Origin of the sequence: Rhodoluna sp. (genome assembly GCF_024641065.1) — a bacterium.
In the GTDB taxonomy this organism is placed as follows: Bacteria; Actinomycetota; Actinomycetes; order Actinomycetales; family Microbacteriaceae; genus Rhodoluna.
The window spans coordinates 213295-231306 of record NZ_JAHEDV010000033.1; the positions used below are offsets into that span (position 1 = coordinate 213295).

General features: G+C 52.4%; 14 protein-coding genes. 5 read left to right on the forward strand and 9 right to left on the reverse strand.

Going from position 1 to position 18012, the window contains the following annotated elements:
- Window positions 1-5: 5 nt before the first annotated feature.
- Window positions 6-3833, reverse strand: a complete 3828-nt coding sequence (hrpA, locus tag Q0L26_RS07005; RefSeq protein ID WP_296649200.1) for an ATP-dependent RNA helicase HrpA — start codon at window positions 3831-3833, stop codon at window positions 6-8.
- A gap of 115 nt (window positions 3834-3948) precedes the next feature.
- Here hrpA and Q0L26_RS07010 point away from each other — a divergent pair, with 115 nt between their 5' ends.
- On the forward strand, window positions 3949-4992 hold the full coding sequence (locus Q0L26_RS07010) for a hypothetical protein (protein ID WP_296649203.1): 1044 nt from the start codon (window positions 3949-3951) through the stop codon (window positions 4990-4992).
- A gap of 49 nt (window positions 4993-5041) precedes the next feature.
- Here Q0L26_RS07010 and Q0L26_RS07015 read toward each other — a convergent pair whose 3' ends face one another.
- Both Q0L26_RS07015 and Q0L26_RS07020 read right to left on the reverse strand, forming a co-directional pair.
- Window positions 5042-5533, reverse strand: coding sequence for a DUF3817 domain-containing protein (locus Q0L26_RS07015; RefSeq protein WP_296649205.1), 492 nt, complete (start codon window positions 5531-5533; stop codon window positions 5042-5044).
- Window positions 5534-5556: 23 nt separating this feature from the next.
- Complete coding sequence (locus Q0L26_RS07020) at window positions 5557-8367, reverse strand: MMPL family transporter (protein WP_296649207.1); 2811 nt, start codon at window positions 8365-8367, stop codon at window positions 5557-5559.
- Between the two features lie 165 nt (window positions 8368-8532).
- Here Q0L26_RS07020 and Q0L26_RS07025 point away from each other — a divergent pair, with 165 nt between their 5' ends.
- The 4 genes from Q0L26_RS07025 to gndA all read left to right on the forward strand — a co-directional run bounded on the left by Q0L26_RS07025 (window position 8533) and on the right by gndA (window position 13164).
- On the forward strand, window positions 8533-8889 hold the full coding sequence (locus tag Q0L26_RS07025; RefSeq protein WP_296649210.1) for a DUF805 domain-containing protein: 357 nt from the start codon (window positions 8533-8535) through the stop codon (window positions 8887-8889).
- A 68-nt stretch (window positions 8890-8957) separates the two neighbouring features.
- Window positions 8958-11309, forward strand: a complete 2352-nt coding sequence (locus Q0L26_RS07030) for a cation-translocating P-type ATPase (protein WP_296649212.1) — start codon at window positions 8958-8960, stop codon at window positions 11307-11309.
- Between the two features lie 2 nt (window positions 11310-11311).
- Window positions 11312-11641, forward strand: coding sequence for a putative immunity protein (locus Q0L26_RS07035; RefSeq protein ID WP_296649215.1), 330 nt, complete (start codon window positions 11312-11314; stop codon window positions 11639-11641).
- 74 nt (window positions 11642-11715) lie between these two features.
- Entirely contained in the window at window positions 11716-13164 is a 1449-nt protein-coding gene (gene gndA, locus Q0L26_RS07040; protein WP_296649217.1) for an NADP-dependent phosphogluconate dehydrogenase, read from the forward strand.
- 88 nt (window positions 13165-13252) lie between these two features.
- On the opposite strand, the gene Q0L26_RS07045 is transcribed toward gndA, so the two are convergent.
- The 6 genes from Q0L26_RS07045 to rplJ form a co-directional block, all read right to left on the reverse strand.
- On the reverse strand, window positions 13253-14539 hold the full coding sequence (locus Q0L26_RS07045) for a saccharopine dehydrogenase C-terminal domain-containing protein (RefSeq protein WP_296649220.1): 1287 nt from the start codon (window positions 14537-14539) through the stop codon (window positions 13253-13255).
- Window positions 14540-14552: 13 nt separating this feature from the next.
- Complete coding sequence (locus tag Q0L26_RS07050; RefSeq protein WP_296649222.1) at window positions 14553-15143, reverse strand: alpha/beta fold hydrolase; 591 nt, start codon at window positions 15141-15143, stop codon at window positions 14553-14555.
- A gap of 58 nt (window positions 15144-15201) precedes the next feature.
- A complete protein-coding gene (locus Q0L26_RS07055; RefSeq protein WP_296649225.1) occupies window positions 15202-16413 on the reverse strand; it encodes a Dyp-type peroxidase in 1212 nt (403 codons plus the stop codon).
- Between the two features lie 10 nt (window positions 16414-16423).
- Window positions 16424-16909, reverse strand: coding sequence for a copper chaperone PCu(A)C (locus tag Q0L26_RS07060; protein WP_296649228.1), 486 nt, complete (start codon window positions 16907-16909; stop codon window positions 16424-16426).
- 98 nt (window positions 16910-17007) lie between these two features.
- Window positions 17008-17388, reverse strand: coding sequence for a 50S ribosomal protein L7/L12 (gene rplL / locus Q0L26_RS07065; protein WP_296649230.1), 381 nt, complete (start codon window positions 17386-17388; stop codon window positions 17008-17010).
- 48 nt (window positions 17389-17436) lie between these two features.
- Window positions 17437-17946: a 50S ribosomal protein L10 gene (rplJ, locus tag Q0L26_RS07070; protein WP_296649232.1), complete on the reverse strand. Its 510-nt coding sequence runs from the start codon at window positions 17944-17946 to the stop codon at window positions 17437-17439.
- Between the last annotated feature and the right edge of the window lie 66 nt (window positions 17947-18012).

The window sequence follows — 18012 nt, forward strand, 5'->3', positions numbered from 1 at the left end:
TTCCGCTAGCCTAAGGCTTTTTTAATGCGTTGCACCGAGACAGCCTCGGCAGCACCCAGCGATTGAGCGAACAGGCTAACCCTAAGCTCTTCGAGCAACCATCGCGCCGCAACCAACTTTGAATCGGCACCCTCAGGCAGGGGCAATTGCCCACCAGCAAAGGCAAATAAACCAAATGCCTGGTCATATTCAGCAACCGACAACCTATCGCGAACTGAGTTCTCGACAAGTTTTTCAAGCCGCTGCTGAATAGCTCGCAGATAGACCTCGAGTCTCGGCAACCTCTCGAGCCCCATCTGACTCACAAAGTTTGGGGTAATCAACTCAGAAATGTGCGCCTTCTCAGCAGAGAGAACCGAAAGAAAATCAAAAGACTTAATCTCACCGATGGCCTTATTTGCATCACGAGCGGCGACCGCAACCTTAGTTACGGTTGCTGAAACCTCGAAGCAAGTCTCGACAATCACTGCCGAAACCGCATCTCGAACCGCCTCAAAATCTTTGCGGTTGAAGATCAGCCCGCTCGCCTCAATTTTTTGCAGCTGCTGGTCTGCGGTTGCTGTGATTACATCGTCGACAAAGGCCGAGAAACTCGGGTATGGCAAACCAGCGATTGCCAGCTTTTCGTTTTGCGACAGGTGAGATTCAACATACTTGGCAGGGTTTGCTACTGCGGCTTTGACGAGCGCGATGACGCCGAAGCGATGATGCCGTCGCTGCTCAGCTTCAGTAGAAAACAGCTGGATGCTAACCAAGGCAGGTTGGCCAGATTTGGTCGGGTTGGCCACCAAGGCTGGAAAGGCCCTGACTTTATTTCCGCCGTGCTCACTCTCGATAGATCGTTCAAGCGAATCAAAATCCCAGGATGTAAGGCCATCGCGCTCAACCGAAGACCGTTCACGCTGGGCCACCTTTGCCAAGGCACCGCGATTGCTGTCACGGAATTTCTTTTGTAATTCGACTAGATCTAAACCGAGGCCAAGAGTTTTACCCGAGGCGTCGAGCACCCGGTAGGTCATGCGCAGTGAATTGGGCAGCTTGGCAAAATCGAAATCTTCAGCGCTGATTTTTGTTCCACTCAACTGCTGAAGAACCTTAGCTAAGGCCGTCAGAAGATTTCCATTGGGCTCTGTCGGCAGAACATTCAAGGCCTTTTGCGCCCAGTCTGCGGCAGGCACCACATGCTTTCGAATCACCTTCGGGAGGCTTCTAATTAGCTCGGTCACCAACTCGAGGCGCATGCCGGGCACAAGCCATTCAAATGGGTCGGCACTGAGGGCAGCCAGCAGTGGCAACGGCACGTCAACCGAGGCGCCATCATCCATGGCACCCGGATCAAATCGATATTGAAGATTTAACTGTTGGCCGTTGTGCTGCCAATCAGTTGGGTGATCGTGCTCGTTTTCGATCAGCACCTGCTCGCCAAGCAGATCTTCTCGAGTCATGGTCAAAAGCTGAGGTGTTTCGTGCTTGGCTTTGCGCCACCAGCCTTCAAAATTGCGGGTTGAAAAAATCTCGGCAGGCACGCGTGAGTTATAGAACCTGAAGGCATCGTCTTCATCTGGTGAATGCTGAGGCTTTCGGGCACGGTCAGCCTCGGCTTCAAGCTGTTTCATTAGGGCGCGATTATCGCGGTCGAAGGCCTGTTTTGAATCCCACTCCCCCTGTACCAAAGCATGCCGAATGAAAAGTTCGCGGCAGAGCGCGGGGTCGATGCGCGAGTACTGCATGCGGCGCGAAACCACAATCGGTACTCCAAAAAGCATTACCCGCTCGTAAGCGACCACTGACCCCTGCGATTTTTCCCAGTGCGGTTCACTAAAACTGCGCTTGCACAAATCTCCGGCGAGCGACTCGGCCCAGGCCGGATCAATGGTCGCATTCATCCTTGCGAAAAGTCGACTGGTTTCAACCAACTCGGCACTCATGATTGCTGCCGGTGGTTTTTTAGCCAGGCTCGAACCCGGAAAAATCACAAACTTTTTGCCGTTTGAACCGAGATATTCATTCGAAGTTTTGGCTGACTTGTTTACCGCACCGCCCTTGACCAAGTCGGCGCCCTTTTTCTCGCTCAGTTGGCGAAGGCCTATCTGACTTAGCAAGCCAGACAGCAGACTCTTGTGAATGCCGTCTGGGTCGATTTTGGCTGACCCCACTTGAAGGTCTAGCGGTTTGGCAATCGATTTGAGCTGGCGAACCAGGTCTTGCCACTCTCGAATGCGCAAATAGTTGAGATACTCGCCCTTGCAAAGCCTTCTAAATGCCGAGGATGAAAGCTTGGCTTGCTGTTGCTCAATGTAGTTCCATAGGTTTAGCAGGCTCAAGAAATCACTGGAGGGGTCAACGAATCTGGCATGCGCGGCGTCGGCCTGAACGCGTTTTTCTAATGGTCGCTCGCGTGGGTCTTGAATGGTGAGCCCAGCAACAATCACCATAACTTCGCGAACCAATCCATGGTTTTTAGACTCAATCAACATTCGAGCAAACCTGGGTTCCATCGGCAGTCGGGCTAGATTCTTTCCGATGGCAGTGAGCCGCACTGATTTATCCTTGGCGCTGTTAATTGCACCGAGCTCGGCCAAAAGCCCCAGCCCGTCTTTTACGCCGCGGGCATCTGGCGCTTGAAGAAACGGAAACTCGGTAATGTCGCCTAGGCCAAGGCTTGCCGCCTGCAAGATCACCGAGGCCAAGTTAGTACGCAAAATTTCTGGGTCGGTGAAGTCTGGTCGACTTTCAAAATCTTCTTCTGAGTAAAGGCGAATTACTACACCCGGGCTAGTTCGACCAGCACGGCCAGCACGTTGATTGGCGCTTGCCTTAGAAATTGCCTCAATCGGAAGCCTCTGCACTTTGGCTTTGGGGCTATAGCGAGAAATGCGCGCCGTTCCAGCATCAATCACGTATTTGATGTTGGGAATCGTGAGGCTAGTCTCAGCAACGTTGGTTGCCAGAATCACTCGGCGTCGCAACCCCACCATCTTGCTTTTCTCAAAGACTCGATGCTGGTCAGCTGCGCTTAGTCGACCATAGAGCGGCAGAACCTCCATACCCTTGGCAAAAGTGCCGGCTGTGATTCGACCTTCGATGGCCTCCTGGGCATCCTTGATCTCAGACTCGCCAGAAAGAAAGACCAGAGTGTCACCCTCGGGCTCGTTCTGCAATTCTTTTAGAGCACGGATAAGCCCGTCGATATAGTCAGAGGCTGTTGTTTCAACATCGGGGTCTGAATCGTCGTTCAAGTCGCGATCGGTGGCTAGATAGCGAACTTCAATCGGAAAAGTTCGGCCCGAGACTTCAATAATCGGAGCATCGTTGAAGTGCTTGCTGAATGACTCGGGGTCGATGGTCGCCGAGGTAACAATCACCTTTAGGTCAGGCCGCTTCGGCAAAAGTTGCTTCAGGTAGCCCAGCAAAAAGTCGATATTCAGGCTTCGCTCGTGAGCTTCATCGATGATGATTGTGTCGTATTGACTTAGCTGACGATTACGCTGCATCGCATTTAGCAGAATGCCGTCGGTCATTACCTTGACCTTGGTTTCAGCGCTCACCTTGTCAGTGAATCTAACCTGGTAGCCAACTAAGCCACCTAGATCAACTTTGAGCTCTTCGGCAATGCGCTCGGCCACAGCCCTTGCAGCAATTCGACGAGGCTGGGTGTGGGCGATGCTTTCGCGACCCAGCTCAAGACACATTTTAGGAATCTGCGTGGTTTTACCCGAGCCAGTGGCTCCAGCAATAATCACAACCTGGTGATCACGGATGGCCGCCATGATTTCATCCCTGCGCTCACTGACCGGTAGGTCAGCTGGGTAATTTATCGACAGGGTTTGCATGGTGCTTCAATGCTATTTGATGGGCTGGTCGGTGAAATTTTGTTTCGCGATTGCGAACATTTGGCACTTTCGATCTAGACTTTTGTTCTAAATCAATAAGACAACAGGGGGTCTCTTGACGCTCAACATTCGCCGTGCGGCGTTTACCGCGTTGGCAGCCATCTCATTCACCGTGCTTGCAACACCGTTAGCTGCAAATGCTGCAACCAACACCTACAACATCGACTGCGATGAACTAGAAGATACCTACACTGCGTTCTATTCAGCACCGAGCGACACAGTGACGCTAAACCTAACCAACTGTGCCACTTGGACAGAGTTTGACAACGACCTAAACCCGATCGCAAACGGCGCAACCGGCGCCAGTGAAACCTTCAGCTTGGGTGATCACTTCAACCTGAAGTCTTCAACTGGAGCAAACGGATTTGAATTCGACGTGTTCCCGGTAAAACCAGAATCAGTGCCAGCTGGCGAGCTATTGCTTGAAGACCGAATTACGATTCCTGCTGCACCAGAGGAGCTCACCGTTGGCGCCCCAGATGGCGACAGTGGCGACCACTGGCTTGGTGGCGACGAGCAGTGTGGCCTTATGTCTGGGAATGCTGCAAAGCACGTGTACTCGACAATGGACATCACCATCTTGACCGACGGAACCTATACCTTCCGAGGTATTTCAGCAGACCCCGAGGGCGTCTATATGCCACTAGGGGCCTACCACCCACTCAGCGATGGATTCCTGGCGGTTTATTCAAACTTCGACCCAGCGACTCCTGACGCCGGCGTTGTAGGTTGCAACGACGACCTCAACGATCAACTGGGCTATGACAATGAGGAATTTGTCGAGCAGCTATCAGGCGGAGCTTGGATGGAAGGCCACCAGCCTTACTTCACAGCCGACCTTGCAGCAGGCCACTACACGCTCGTTCTACTCACCTGGGAATCATTTAGCGCCGCACAGTGGGCAGCCGACTGGGGATACCCTTCGACCATGACCTTTGAGATGTGGGGACCAACCGATGGTCTCGTGAAGGGTCACGTAGACCTTGAAGAACTTGCCGACACCGGCGTTGAGCTCGACGTAGCGCCATTTGCTGCTGCCGCATTCTTGATCTCAGTTGGCGGTTTCATCGCCTTCAGTCGCAAGCGTCGCACCAACTAGTTCTGTAAGCAAATAAAAAGTGCCGGGCGATTTCGCTCGGCACTTTTTATTATTCGGCTTTTGGCCAACCGCCAGGCGGGCCAATCAAGAGCAGTGCACCAAAAATAGCGATTACTACAAAAATCATCGAACCAATCAAAATTGTCGGGCGGGCGATAAACCAGCGAAACAAGCGGTCAAACCAGTTTGAATCGCGTGGGTCATCGTTTGCCTCGGTTCGCCATGATCCAAGCAAGAAACCATCACGGTCGAGGTGACGCTCGAACGGCACGGTTGCAAAAGGAACAATAGCCAACGCCACGGCAGTGACAGTGCGCAAAATACCCCAGCGTTGATTCACGCCAACCACCGATGCTGTGACCGCGTAGCCGAGAAAGACTGCTCCATGGATTCCGCCGACAACTGTCAAAAGCTGCTGTGGCGCACCGATAGTTGCTTTGATGATCAAACCTGAAATCAAGAGCGCCCAGGTAACGCCCTCACTCAGTGCGAATCCGAGAAAAATAGATCGCGGTTGAAATCGTGAATTCTTAACAGTCATTTAGTAACCCCTCGAAAGAGAGTTTAGTGACCGTGCGAGCGCTCTAGCTTCGCTCCTTCGACATCAACATCGGGCAGCAATCGGTCAAGCCACTTTGGCAGCCACCACGCCTTATCGCCGAGCAAAGTCAACACCGCAGGCACCAACATGAGGCGAACCACGAATGCATCAACGAGCACACCGGCTGCAAGACCAAAGCCCATTGGTCGAATCATGGTGGTGTGGCTAAAGATGAAGCCTCCGAATACCGCAACCATGATGATTGCAGCAGCAACGACTACGGCTCGACTCAGGTGAATGCCGTGATTTATTGCATCCTTGGCCGACTTGCCATGAACGAATGCCTCTCGCATACCCGAGGCAAGGAACAGCTGGTAGTCCATTGCTAAGCCAAACAAAATACCAATCAGGATTGTCGGCAAGAAGCTCAAAATCGGTGCTGGATCATGGATGTCAAAGAGCGCTGATAGCCAACCCCACTGGAACACCGCAACGGTCGCGCCGAGTGTCGCAAAAACGGTCAGCAGAAAACCGACAGTCGCGATAACAGGCACAGCAATCGACCTGAACACCAGAATCATCAACAGCAACGAGAGCCCAAGAACGGTACCGAGATAAAGCGGCAATGCCTCGCCCAGTTTCTGAGACACATCGATATTTACCGCGGCAATGCCGGTTACCTCGATAGTCGAGTTCAACTCAGATTCAAACTTTGCGTTCAAATCGCGAACGTCATAAACAACTTCGGGGGTCGAGACTGCGTTCGGACCCTCAGCCGGAATCACCTGAAAAAGCGCCATGGTTCGGTCATCAGAGAATCCTGAAGGAACCGCGGCAACGACATTCTCTACCTTCATAATTTCTGTCGCGGCAGCTGCCTGAAAATTCAATTCCTCAGATTCAGCGATGGCGGTTTCACGCTGAACCACCACAATTAGGCTGCCGTTTACACCTTCACCAAAAGCGTTCTTGGTCAACATGTATGACTTATAGCCAGCAGAATCTAGTGGCTCTGAAGAACCATCTGGCAAACCAAGTCGCAAGCTTGCGGTTGGAATCGCAATGATGCCAAGCAGCGCAATAGTTGCCAAGACCGTTACCCAAGGGTGTCGTGTTGCGAACACCGGCTTGGTGCTGATTCGCTCAGGCTCGACGTGTTCATCCATGGATGCAAGTGCCTTGCGCTCACGCTTGTTGAGCAAACGCATACCGAGTTTTGCCATCAGCGCCGGGGTGAAAGTGACCGCCATGATTACCGAGATTGCGATCGCCATGGCTCCCATGGTTCCCATTAGACCCAAGAAACCGATTCCGGTTAGATTCAGCGCGGCAAGGGCAATAATCACGGTCAAACCAGCGAATGTGACCGAGTTTCCTGAGGTTCCATTTGCCAGGGCAATTGAGTCGCTCAGTTTCATACCTAGCTTCAACTGCCGGCGGTGACGGTTCAAGATGAATAGCGAATAGTCAATGCCAACTGCCAGACCAAGCATCACGCCGAGCAGTGGTGTGGTTGAGGTGAATTCAACTACTGCCGCAAGAGCTAACGTGATGGTCGCTGAAATTCCAACTCCCATAAGGGCTGATAGCACTGGCAAGCCAGAACCAACCAGTGTGCCCAACATAATGAACAAGACAACTGCAGCAATCACTAGACCAACTACTTCGCCGACACCAAGCAGGCCGTCGATTGAGCGAAGCATCTCTTGAGAAACTTCGGCGGCAAGTGACTCTGTTTGAACCGCCAGCAAGGCGTTTACAACTGCTGTTCGCTGCGCTGGGTCGACTTCAGACATCGGCTTGTCAAACAGCACGGTTGCAATGGCGGTTTGACCATCTGTCGAAACCACTCTGAATTCGCTGGTAGCCGCAATCAGCTGATTTGCTGGTTCGAGCAGTTTTTCAGCAGCGGCAAGCTTTTCTTTGCCATCAGCTAGCTTGGATGCGCCAGCATTAAGTCTGTCTTGACCAGCCTCAAGCTCGGCTTCTGCAGCGATGAGCGCCAATCGGCCCGACTCAATTTTGCTTTCACCAGCGCGAACCTCAGCCCAACCAGCGTCTAGACGAGCTTGGCCAGCGGCTAGTTCGGCACGCGCGGCTGCAATGGCGGCCAGCCCCGAGTTGATCTGATCTAACGCTGACTGCGCCTGGGCGATTGCGGTTGAATCGCCAAACAAAATTGCGCTAGCCAAAGCTTGTTCGGCATATGGCTGAGCAGCCAACAGCTGAGGTTCGTTTTCTTCGGCAGCTGCTAATTGCGCAGCGCCTTCATCCAAGGCAGTTTGACCATCAGCGAGTTCAGCCTTTGCAGACTTGATCTGAGCCTTTGCATCGTTTAGTTCTGCCCAGCCCTGGCTAATTTGCTTAGCGCCGTCGTCAAGTTTTGCCTGACCAGAAATCAGGTCAGCTTCACCCTTGGCAATATCTGCTCTAGCCTTTTGAATTTCGGCTGGCGCAGTTGCCGCCTGCTCACGTTTTTCATCGAGCATATCTTGAGTCGTGAACGGATTCAGCACATCGCTCACGCCAGGCAGTGACTTTGCCTCGTTTAGGGCATCAGCGATAAGAGTGAGTTCAGCCGCCGTAAATTTGGTTCCGTCGGTTTTATGAAAAATGACCTGCCCCATGCCGCGGCTAGCTGACGGGAACGACTTTTGCAGCTTGTCGATTGTTTGCTGCGCAGGAGTTCCGTCAATGGTCATGGCAGATGAAAAAGTTCCGCCAGCGGTAAGCGCCGCACCAACGCTTAAGCCCAAAATGATGAACCAGGATGCAATAACCACCCAGGCGCGACGAGCAGAGAATTGGCCAAGGCGGTAGAGCAGTTCAGACATTAAGAACTTTCAAAATAAGAGGGGTTGTCAGTTATAACAACTTTCTAATTCTGGCATTCCCGAGCTTTGCAAAGCACCGAGGCATAATCTGCACCAAAAGTTCGCTTTCGATTGTTAGAGTCAAATTGGCCAAATTGGTCACATCTCAAATACGGGGGGAAAATTATGTCTTTCGGAGACGCAATCAAATCGTTCTTTAAGAACTACGCAAACTTCAACGGTCGCGCACGTCGTAGCGAGTACTGGTTCGCAACACTATTCGTAGTCTTGGTGAGCATTCCTTTGTCTGCCATCGGCACTGACTTTGAACACATGACCTACGGGCCGCTTTACACAATCTGGACCATCGCAATTTTGCTTCCATCGCTAGCAATTGCCGTGCGTCGCCTGCACGATGTGGGCAAGCCAGGCACCTGGTTGCTGTTCATGTTGGTTCCGATTATTGGTGGAATCATCCTTTTGGTGCAGTACGTAACCGACAGCCAGCCTGGCGAAAACCAGTTCGGCCCGGCGACTAAGTAAGCATCTGGGAGCTGGCCATCCTTTTGGGTGGCCAGTTTTCTTTTACGCCGAGCAACTAGCCTTATTACATGTCGAGCATTCCTCTAGGCCTTAGCCAAGCTGAGGTTCAAGCGCGAATAAACGCTGGCCAAACCAATCGCCAGCAAAATGAATCAAGCCGAAGTGTTCTCAGCATTTTGCGAGCCAACTTGCTCACGCTGTTCAACGCAATTGTTGGCGGAGCATTCTTGGTTCTGTTGTTCTTAGGTCAGTGGAAAGACGCTCTTTTCGGTTTTGCCGTGATCTCAAATGTGCTCATCGGGGTTATTCAAGAATTCAAATCAAAGAAGACTCTCGACCGTCTGGCGATTCTTAACCAACCGTTCGCTCGAGTTCGCCGCGATGGTGAAATTGTTCAATTGCACATCGACGACGTGGTTTTAGATGATCTCTTAGAACTCAGAGCCGGTGATCAAATTGCCACGGATGCCACCCTCGTGGAGGCCGAAAATCTTGAAATCGATGAATCACTTCTGACTGGTGAGGCAGAACCGGTCGCTAAAAATGTCGGTGACTCTCTGCTTTCTGGTTCGGTGGTAATTGCAGGGCGAGCACTTGCCGTTGCGACCAGTGTTGGAGCCGATACTTACTCGAGCCGACTGACCCTTGAAGCCCGCCGATTCTCACTGGTCAAATCTGAACTTAGAAACGCTCTAAACAAAGTCATCAAGTGGATCAGTTGGGCCCTGGTGCCAATAATGGCAATCACTCTCAACGGCCAGCTTCAGTCAGTTGGCGGCTGGGATGCAGCCATCGCGAGCGGCCAATGGCTCGAAGCAACTGTTCGAGCAACTGCCAGCATCATCAGCATGATTCCGCAGGGATTGGTGTTGATCACCAGCATCAGTTTTATGGTTTCGGCATTGAGGCTGAGCAAGCAAAACGTGTTGCTTCAAGAACTGCCGGCAGTTGAGGGTTTGGCTCGGGTCGATGTGGTCTGCTTTGACAAGACCGGAACCCTCACCGAGGGCGAAATCGTATTTGACCAAGCTAAAGCGCTTGATTCATCAATCTCAGAAGTTTGGCAGAGTGCCCTCGCCTTCTTTGGCGCACACCCTGACGCCAACTCAACTTCGAGAGCCTTGGCTGACCATTTTGTGGCAGATCAGTCACTGCACGAGGTTGCTTCGGTGCCGTTCTCATCGGAACGAAAGTGGAGTTCTTTCACCTTTGCCGAGAATAAATCGTGGATCTTGGGTGCGCCCGAATTTGTTCTAGATGCCAACGACCCCAGTCACGCTACTGCATTGAAATTGGCAGCAGCCGAGGCTGAAGCAGGCAAGCGAACACTGCTACTCATCTCTAGTAGCGAGATCCCAACAGAAGAGGCCATTCCTGCACATCGCACTCCGACGGCCATCATTACTTTCAAAGAGAAAATTCGCAGTGATGCGCACGAAACCTTGGCCTACTTTGCCGCCCAACAAGTTGGGGTGCGAGTTATTTCTGGCGACAACCCAAAAACGGTTGCTGCTGTGGCACGAGAAGCTGGTTTGGTTTTTGAGGGTGATGGTTTTGACGCACGCGAGTTGCCAACCAACCAAGCCGAGCTAGCTGCCATTCTTGATTCACATTTGGTTTTCGGCAGAGTTACACCCGACCAAAAACGCGAGATGGTTCACGCCCTTCAAAGCGCCGGCCACTCGGTTGCCATGATGGGTGACGGTGTCAACGATGCCCTGGCATTAAAAGATGCCGACCTGGGAATCGCAATGGGAACCGGTTCTGCAGCTACCAAAGCGGTATCGAATTTGATTTTGTTAGATAGCAAATTTGCATCGATTCCCGGATTGGTATCTGAAGGTCGCAAAGTAATCGCGAACGTCGAGCGAGTTTCGCGGCTTTTCCTAACCAAAACGGTTTGGGCTATGGCTTTGGCAATTGCCGTTGGAATCATGCTTAGCCCCTTTCCGTTCCTTCCTCGGCAGCTCTCTGCTGTTGACGGCTTCACAATCGGCCTTCCATCATTCGCGCTGGCACTGCTAAGCACCAATCAGCGTTACACCCCGGGCTTTTTAAAGCGCTCACTCTGGTTCTGCATTCCGTCTGGACTCATCGTTGCCCTAGCGGTAATTGGCCTCGATGTTTACTCGCGCACTTCCACTGCGTGGAATCAAGCTCAGTCGCAAACTTCAACAGCACTACTTTTGTCGATAGCCGGCCTAGCTGTACTTGCCGCACTTGCCCGACCTATGCGCGGCTGGCGCTTGCTGATTTTTATCGGCGCCCTGTTGATTTTTGTTGCAGTATTCACAATTCCATTTGTCATGGATTTCTTCGGGTTTGCCCCGCTAAACCTCGACCAACTTCTGCCTACCGCCATCGTTGGCTCGGTGGCCACAATCTTGATCGAAATTGTTCACCGAAAGACCCAAAAATAATCATGGATGCTGAACACCTGCTCGCTGCCGAGGAATCTCTTTTTGAGGCCCAATCGGTTCTGAAGGTATTTGAACGCGCAGAACCCGATGATGATCGTCCGAGAAAAGCCTTGGATGCACTCAAACTCTGGATGCGCGGCGAGCTTGAAGTTGGCAAAGTTCGAGATGCAGCTTTTGCCGCCCACGCCGCTGCTCGCGAAACAACATCTGAGTCGGCAAAATTTGCTGCCCGAGCCTGTGGCCAAGCGGCCTCAGTTGCTCACGTAATGACCCACTCTTGGCATGTCAAGAGATATGCCGACAAGGCTCGAGAATCTGCCGGCATTCTTTGATATTGTTGAGGTAGGTTCGCTCTATTTTTCGGCGTGCCATCGAGCGCGCAAAATCAACCATTAGGAACAGAATTATGACCGCAAAGGCAAACATCGGAGTCGTTGGACTCGCAGTTATGGGTTCAAACTTGGCTCGCAACCTTGCCAGCCGTGAGGGCAACACCGTTGCCGTCTACAACCGCTCTTTCGAGCGCACTGAACTTCTAATCAACGAGCACCCAGAGGCTGGCTTCATCGCTTCTGAGACCATCGATGACTTTGTGGCTTCACTAGCCAAGCCACGCACTGCAATCATCATGGTTCAGGCTGGCAAGGGCACCGACGCTGTTATTTCACAGTTGGTTGAGCGCTTCGAGCCAGGCGACATCATCGTTGACGGTGGTAACGCCTTGTTCACCGACACTCTTCGTCGCGAAAAAGATGTTTCTGCAAAGGGAATCAACTTTGTTGGCGCCGGCATCTCAGGTGGTGAGGAGGGTGCACTAAAGGGCCCTTCAATCATGCCTGGTGGTTCAGCAGAGGCTTATAAGACTCTTGGCCCTATCCTTGCTTCAATCGCGGCTGTTGCCGAAGGTGAGCCTTGCGTTACCCACGTTGGCACCGACGGTGCGGGTCACTTCGTAAAGATGATCCACAACGGCATTGAATACGCCGACATGCAGCTAATCGCCGAGGCATATGACATTCTTCGCCAGGCTGGCGCATACAGCCCAGCTGAGATTGCTGAAATCTTCACCGAGTGGAACAAGGGCGACCTTGAGTCATTCCTGATCGAAATCACCGCTGAAGTTCTAAAGCAGGTAGACGCCAAGACTGGCAAGCCACTGGTTGACGTAATTCTTGACCAGGCTGGCTCAAAGGGCACCGGCGTTTGGACCGTTCAGACCGCGCTAAACCTTGGAACCCCGGTTTCAGGCATCGCAGAGGCTGTATTCGCTCGTTCACTTTCATCACAGGCAGCACAGCGCGCAGCTGTTGACGGCCTGCCAGCTGACGCTACCGCTTGGACCGTCGCTGACAAGGCTGCATTCGTTGAAGACGTTCGCCGTGCGCTTTACGCTTCGAAGCTGGTTGCTTACGCACAGGGCTTCGACGCAATCCGCGCCGGTGCAAAGGAATACAACTGGAACATCGACCTAGGTGCAGTTTCAAAGATCTGGCGCGGCGGTTGCATTATCCGTGCCCAGTTCTTGAACCGCATTGCTGAGGCTTATGGCAAGAACGCAGACCTACAGTCGCTAATCTTCGACCCATACTTCAAGCAGGCAGTTGCCGAGTCAGTTTCATCGTGGCGCACCGTGGTTTCAAAGGCTTCTCTTGCAGGTATTCCAATTCCTGCATTTGCTTCGTCTCTTTCTTACTACGACGGTCTTCGTTCACCTCGATTGTCAGCAGCCTTGGTTCAGGGTCAGCGCGACTTCTTCGGTGCACACACCTACAAGCGAGTCGACATGGATGGAACCTTCCACACCCTATGGTCAGGCGACCGCTCAGAAGTTGAGCAGGCTCCGAGCACTCACTAATTTTGCTCATGCAATAGAAAATCCCCGGCCAATTGGTCGGGGATTTTCTATTGTTGAAAACTTGGCAACGCCTGTGGGCAACCCTAAATTACGGGTGACGCAGCGGGCTTGCCGGCAAGCGTTCTTGAATGAACCAACGCTGGTTGTAACCGTAGGTTGATGAGAGCAGGTCGAGGAACGGCTGCGCGTCGAATGCTTCAGGCCCCATGACACCGGCGCCCTTCCAGTGACCATTTGCCATAAGCTCGAGCGCAATCACTGGGTTGAAAGCCGCTTGGGCAACTACACACTGGGTGTCGAGCTCGGCCATCGATTCGGCATTGTCAGCAACGTGATAAATAAAGGTCGCTCGATCTTTGCCGTCCATGTCTTTGCCGGTAATCAAAACACCGGCACAGGTTTTACCGCTCATTTGGTGGCCGAGAGTTGCCGGGTTTGGCAACACTGCAGCAACCATGTCGCGCGGCGAAACATCGACCGGCCCCTGCGCCGAGCGCACTCGCTTTGGCTTGGTGGCGTCTAGCCCAAGCTTTTGAATGGTCTTTAGAACAGAGATGAACTCGGCACCGAGCCCATATTTGAAGTTCACGCGATTTACTCGGATGTGCCTTGGCAGCATGGTGACTTCTTCATGCTCAACGTTCACACACTCGACAGCGCCGATGCCCTCCGGAAACTCAAAAATCTCTGGCTCACTGAATGGCTCGGTAGTGAACCATCCGCGGTCACGCTCGTAAACCACAGGTGGATTCAAGCATTCTTCAATGGTTGACCAAATTGATGATGATGGTGCAAAAATCGGCTTACCGTTTTCATCGGTGACAGCGAGGTTTCCGCCTTCTTTGATACTGATTTCATCAATCTCACTGAACAGATTCTGGGCTGCATATCGAGCAAAGACATTTGAAAGCCCGGGCATTACGCCACAACCAATCAAAGCCAACTTTCCGTTACGCTCCCACTGATCATTCAGCGCGTATTGCCCGTCGCCAAGCTTGATTCCAGTCTTGTGATGAGGGTCGGCCTCGTGCTTCTCAGAGAGGCTCAGCGCTAGGTCAATGTAGTTGACCCCAGCGGTATAGGCGCCAGAAAAAATCGTGGTCAAGAACTTCGGCTCAACGGCGTTGATGAGGTGGGTGATGTTATGTGCACGGGCTAGGTCTGCAACCACAGCTGCGTTGCCGGCATCAATCTTGGCTGGGATGAACTTCTCAGCCACCAAAGCACCGTGACGGTTGCGAATCCACTCGATGGTCTTCTCGGCACGAGCAAAGTCGTAGTCAGAAACTACAAAGATTTCATAGAAATTGCGCGTAGCAGCAATCTTGGCAATAGCGTCGCCAACACCACCGGCACCAATAAGAAGAATTCGCATCCTTCAAGCCTACCTAGCGAACGGTTAGGTCTGCTTTCGCATCATTAATCCAGTCGATAACACCTTGCCACTGGCTAAAACCATCAGCTTTCGAGAAGTGTTTGGCCCCTTGAAGAATCACGGCCTGAACCCCTAGCGGGTCACCAAAGGTGGCTTGAACACCGTTCGGAGCCCATGGGTCTGCATCAGAACCAACGATGGTAATCGAGCGCGCAGAGGCCTCGACGGCAGCCTTGGTTTTTTTGTCTGAAAGTTTCACTTTTAGACCTTTGACTTCACCCAACAGCGTCGGGTCAGCGGGAGCAACCAAAAGTAGTCGATCTACCGGCTTTACTATCTTTTTTTCAACGGCGGCCTGAATCCAATTGATGCAGCCAAGAGAATGCCCGATTGCGATAGTCTCGCCGGTTCCGGCTTCATCCAAAATATCGAGTTCAGTTAGCAACAATTCTTGCCAGTGCTCGAGGGTTGGGTTGTCAGTTTCAGGAAACTGCGGATAAAGCACCTGGTGACCCTGATGGCGAAGCGCGCTAGCTAGGGTTCGTTGCCAAACGCCTAGTTCACGCTTGTTTGTCCATCCGTGCATTAGCAATATTCGAGCCATGAATTAAATCTAAGCTCTGTACTTTTTCAAGCCAACCGCCGTCTCAACAATCAGTAACTTAGCTAAAGAGCTTTGCCCCGATTATTTCGCCCTCGGCTACGCCTGCCGGAATGGCAAATACCGCCGAACCCACTGGAGTCGTCCACTGACTCAATAGGTCGAATTGATCGAGTCTTCGTTGCACCGGCAAATATTGCTTTTCGATGTCACGTTGGTAGGCGGTCCAGAGCAGACCAACATCGGGGGTGCCATCTGCAGCAACTCCCACTTCATAGTTGAACGGACGCCTGAAGAATCGCTGGCCTGGTGCCTGCGGTGATGCTCGCCTAATGTGCGCAAATTCAGGAATCACCTTCAGGCCGCTTGGGCCGACCGCGTTGAAATCTGGCACATCTCTCTCGCTGTGCCCACCAAGCGGCGCTCCGTTATCGAGCTTTCGGCCGATTACCTCTTCTTTAGCTTGACGACCGAGTTTGTCCCAGGTGTTCAGATGCATGGCAATACGCCTGAAGACCATCAAAGTTCCGCCGCGAATCCAATCTGGTCCATCTTCGATCCACACGGTGTTGGCAAAATCCTCCGACCCAAGTGCGGGGTTGTCGGTTCCGTCAACCTGCCCCATGAGGTTGCGTTGGCTCACACCATTTGGTGTGACCCCCTGCGCGTTTGAGAAACCTTGTTGAGACCAACGCACGGATGCAAATTCAGTGCTGTCTGCAATAAGTCGTCGAACTGCATGCGACAACACGATTGGGTCATCTGCTGAAACGTGCAACAGCACATCGCCGCCAGAGAATTCAGCTTTCAGACCATCTACTTTGAAGGCTGGCAGTTCTTTCAAACTTGCCGGGCGCTTACCTTCAAGGCCCAATTTTGAGAATAAGTTCGGCCCGAATCCGACGGTCACGGTTAGCCTCGCCGGCCCTAGCGCCAATTGTGGTTGAGCATCGGCGATTACGGGGTCACCCTGGGTCAATCTTGCAATGTCGCCGGCAATCAGAGACATCCAACGCAACATTGCATTTTTGTCGGTTGAATTTTTGATCTCGAGCGCAACGAAATTGGTAAAGGTCTGAAGTTCGAGTTCTATGCCGTTTTGGTGCACGCCGACGTATGGCTCACTCTTTGCCAGAACTGCGGTTTGCGCGGCTGAGGACGCGGCATCCGTGGCGAGACTTGCACCAACCATGGCTCCCGCAGAGGCACCGACGAGGGCCCCGGTCGAGGCTGAAGCACCGACCAGAAACCCTCGTCGAGAAAGTTTGCTCATTTTCTTACTTTTACTCGGCCGGCTTGTACTCTTCATCGCCAGCGAGCGAGGTCTTAGCTGGCCAAGTCACGGTCATGTCCTTCGCGCCTTCGAAATCCAGATTAATGGTCACTTCTTCGCCGCCGAGCAGCGCCGTCTTCAATCCCATCAACATCACGTGCAGGCCGCCTGGTTCAAGCGTGACGGACTCTCCTGCTGGAATCACTATTCCACCCTCTTTGGCTTGCATCTTCATCTCGCCGTCAAGCATTAGAACCTCATGTATCTCGGTCATGCCTGCGATCTCAGATGAACCACCAACCAGAGTCACATCTTTGTCGGTGTTGTTGGTGATAGTTGCAAACGCTCCGGTCATACCACCCTTGTGGTCGCTGAATTCAGATACTCGAACCCAGCCATCGGTTATTTCTAGTCCGGCAGGCGCATTCGAACAGCCTGATACCGCTGCGACCATAACTGCAATTGCACTAAGAGTTTTGACTATTTTGTTGTTCATAAATTGATTCTACAATGCGTAGAAGATGGCTGCAAATCCACGAATGACAAAACCCCGCTCGGCCTAAGCCGAACGGGGTTTTTAGCTGTGAAGCGAGATTACTTAAGGGTAACCTTTGCGCCAGCGCCCTCTAGGGCAGCCTTTGCCTTCTCAGCAGCGTCCTTGTTTGCGCCCTCTAGAACGGTTGCAGGTGCACCGTCAACAAGAGCCTTAGCCTCGCCTAGACCTAGGTTGGTCAGTGCGCGAACTTCCTTGATAACTGCGATCTTCTGGTCGCCAGCTGCCTCAAGAACTACGTCGAATGAGTCCTTCTCAGCAGCAGCTTCGCCAGCAGCAGCTGGAGCTGCAGCAGCAACTGCAACTGGTGCAGCAGCGGTTACTTCGAAGACCTCTTCGAAAGCCTTAACGAACTCTGAAAGCTCGATAAGTGATAGTTCCTTGAATGCATCGATAAGCTGCTCAGTGGTCAACTTTGCCATGATGTATCTCCTTGTTGTTTTTGAAAATTGGTTTGTAAAGCTTGGGGTTTAGGCTGCTAGCTTGGCGCGTAGCGCGTCGATGACGCGAACTGCCTGAGCAAGTGGTGCCTGAGTTGTGTAAGCAGCCTTGTACATCGGAGCCTTGAAGAGTCCAGCGGCCTTAGCCAATAGAACTTCGCGGGTTTCGAGGTCAGCAAGCTTCTTAACCTCTTCAGCAGAAAGAGCAACGCCGTCTAGGACACCGGTCTTTACAACTAGAAGAGGATTTGCCTTGGCAAAGTCACGCAAAGCCTTTGCAACTGAGACAGCGTCTCCGGTTGCGAAAGCGAGAGCGGTTGGTCCGAACAACTGGCCGTCAAATGCGGTTACTCCAGCGTTCTTTGCAGCGATCTCAATAAGAGTGTTCTTTGCTACGGCGTAGGTTGCGTCGGCACTGATTGAACGGCGTAGCTCTTTAAGCTGGCCTACAGTGAGTCCGCGGTACTCGGTTAGAAAAACGGCGTTTGAGTTCTGGAATAGACCAGTTAGCTCAGCTACCTTTTCGACCTTGTTCGCCATGGCGCTCCTTGATTTCTTATGTCGGTAGCCCCGGGAAATAAAAAATGCTCCATGCAGATGCACAGA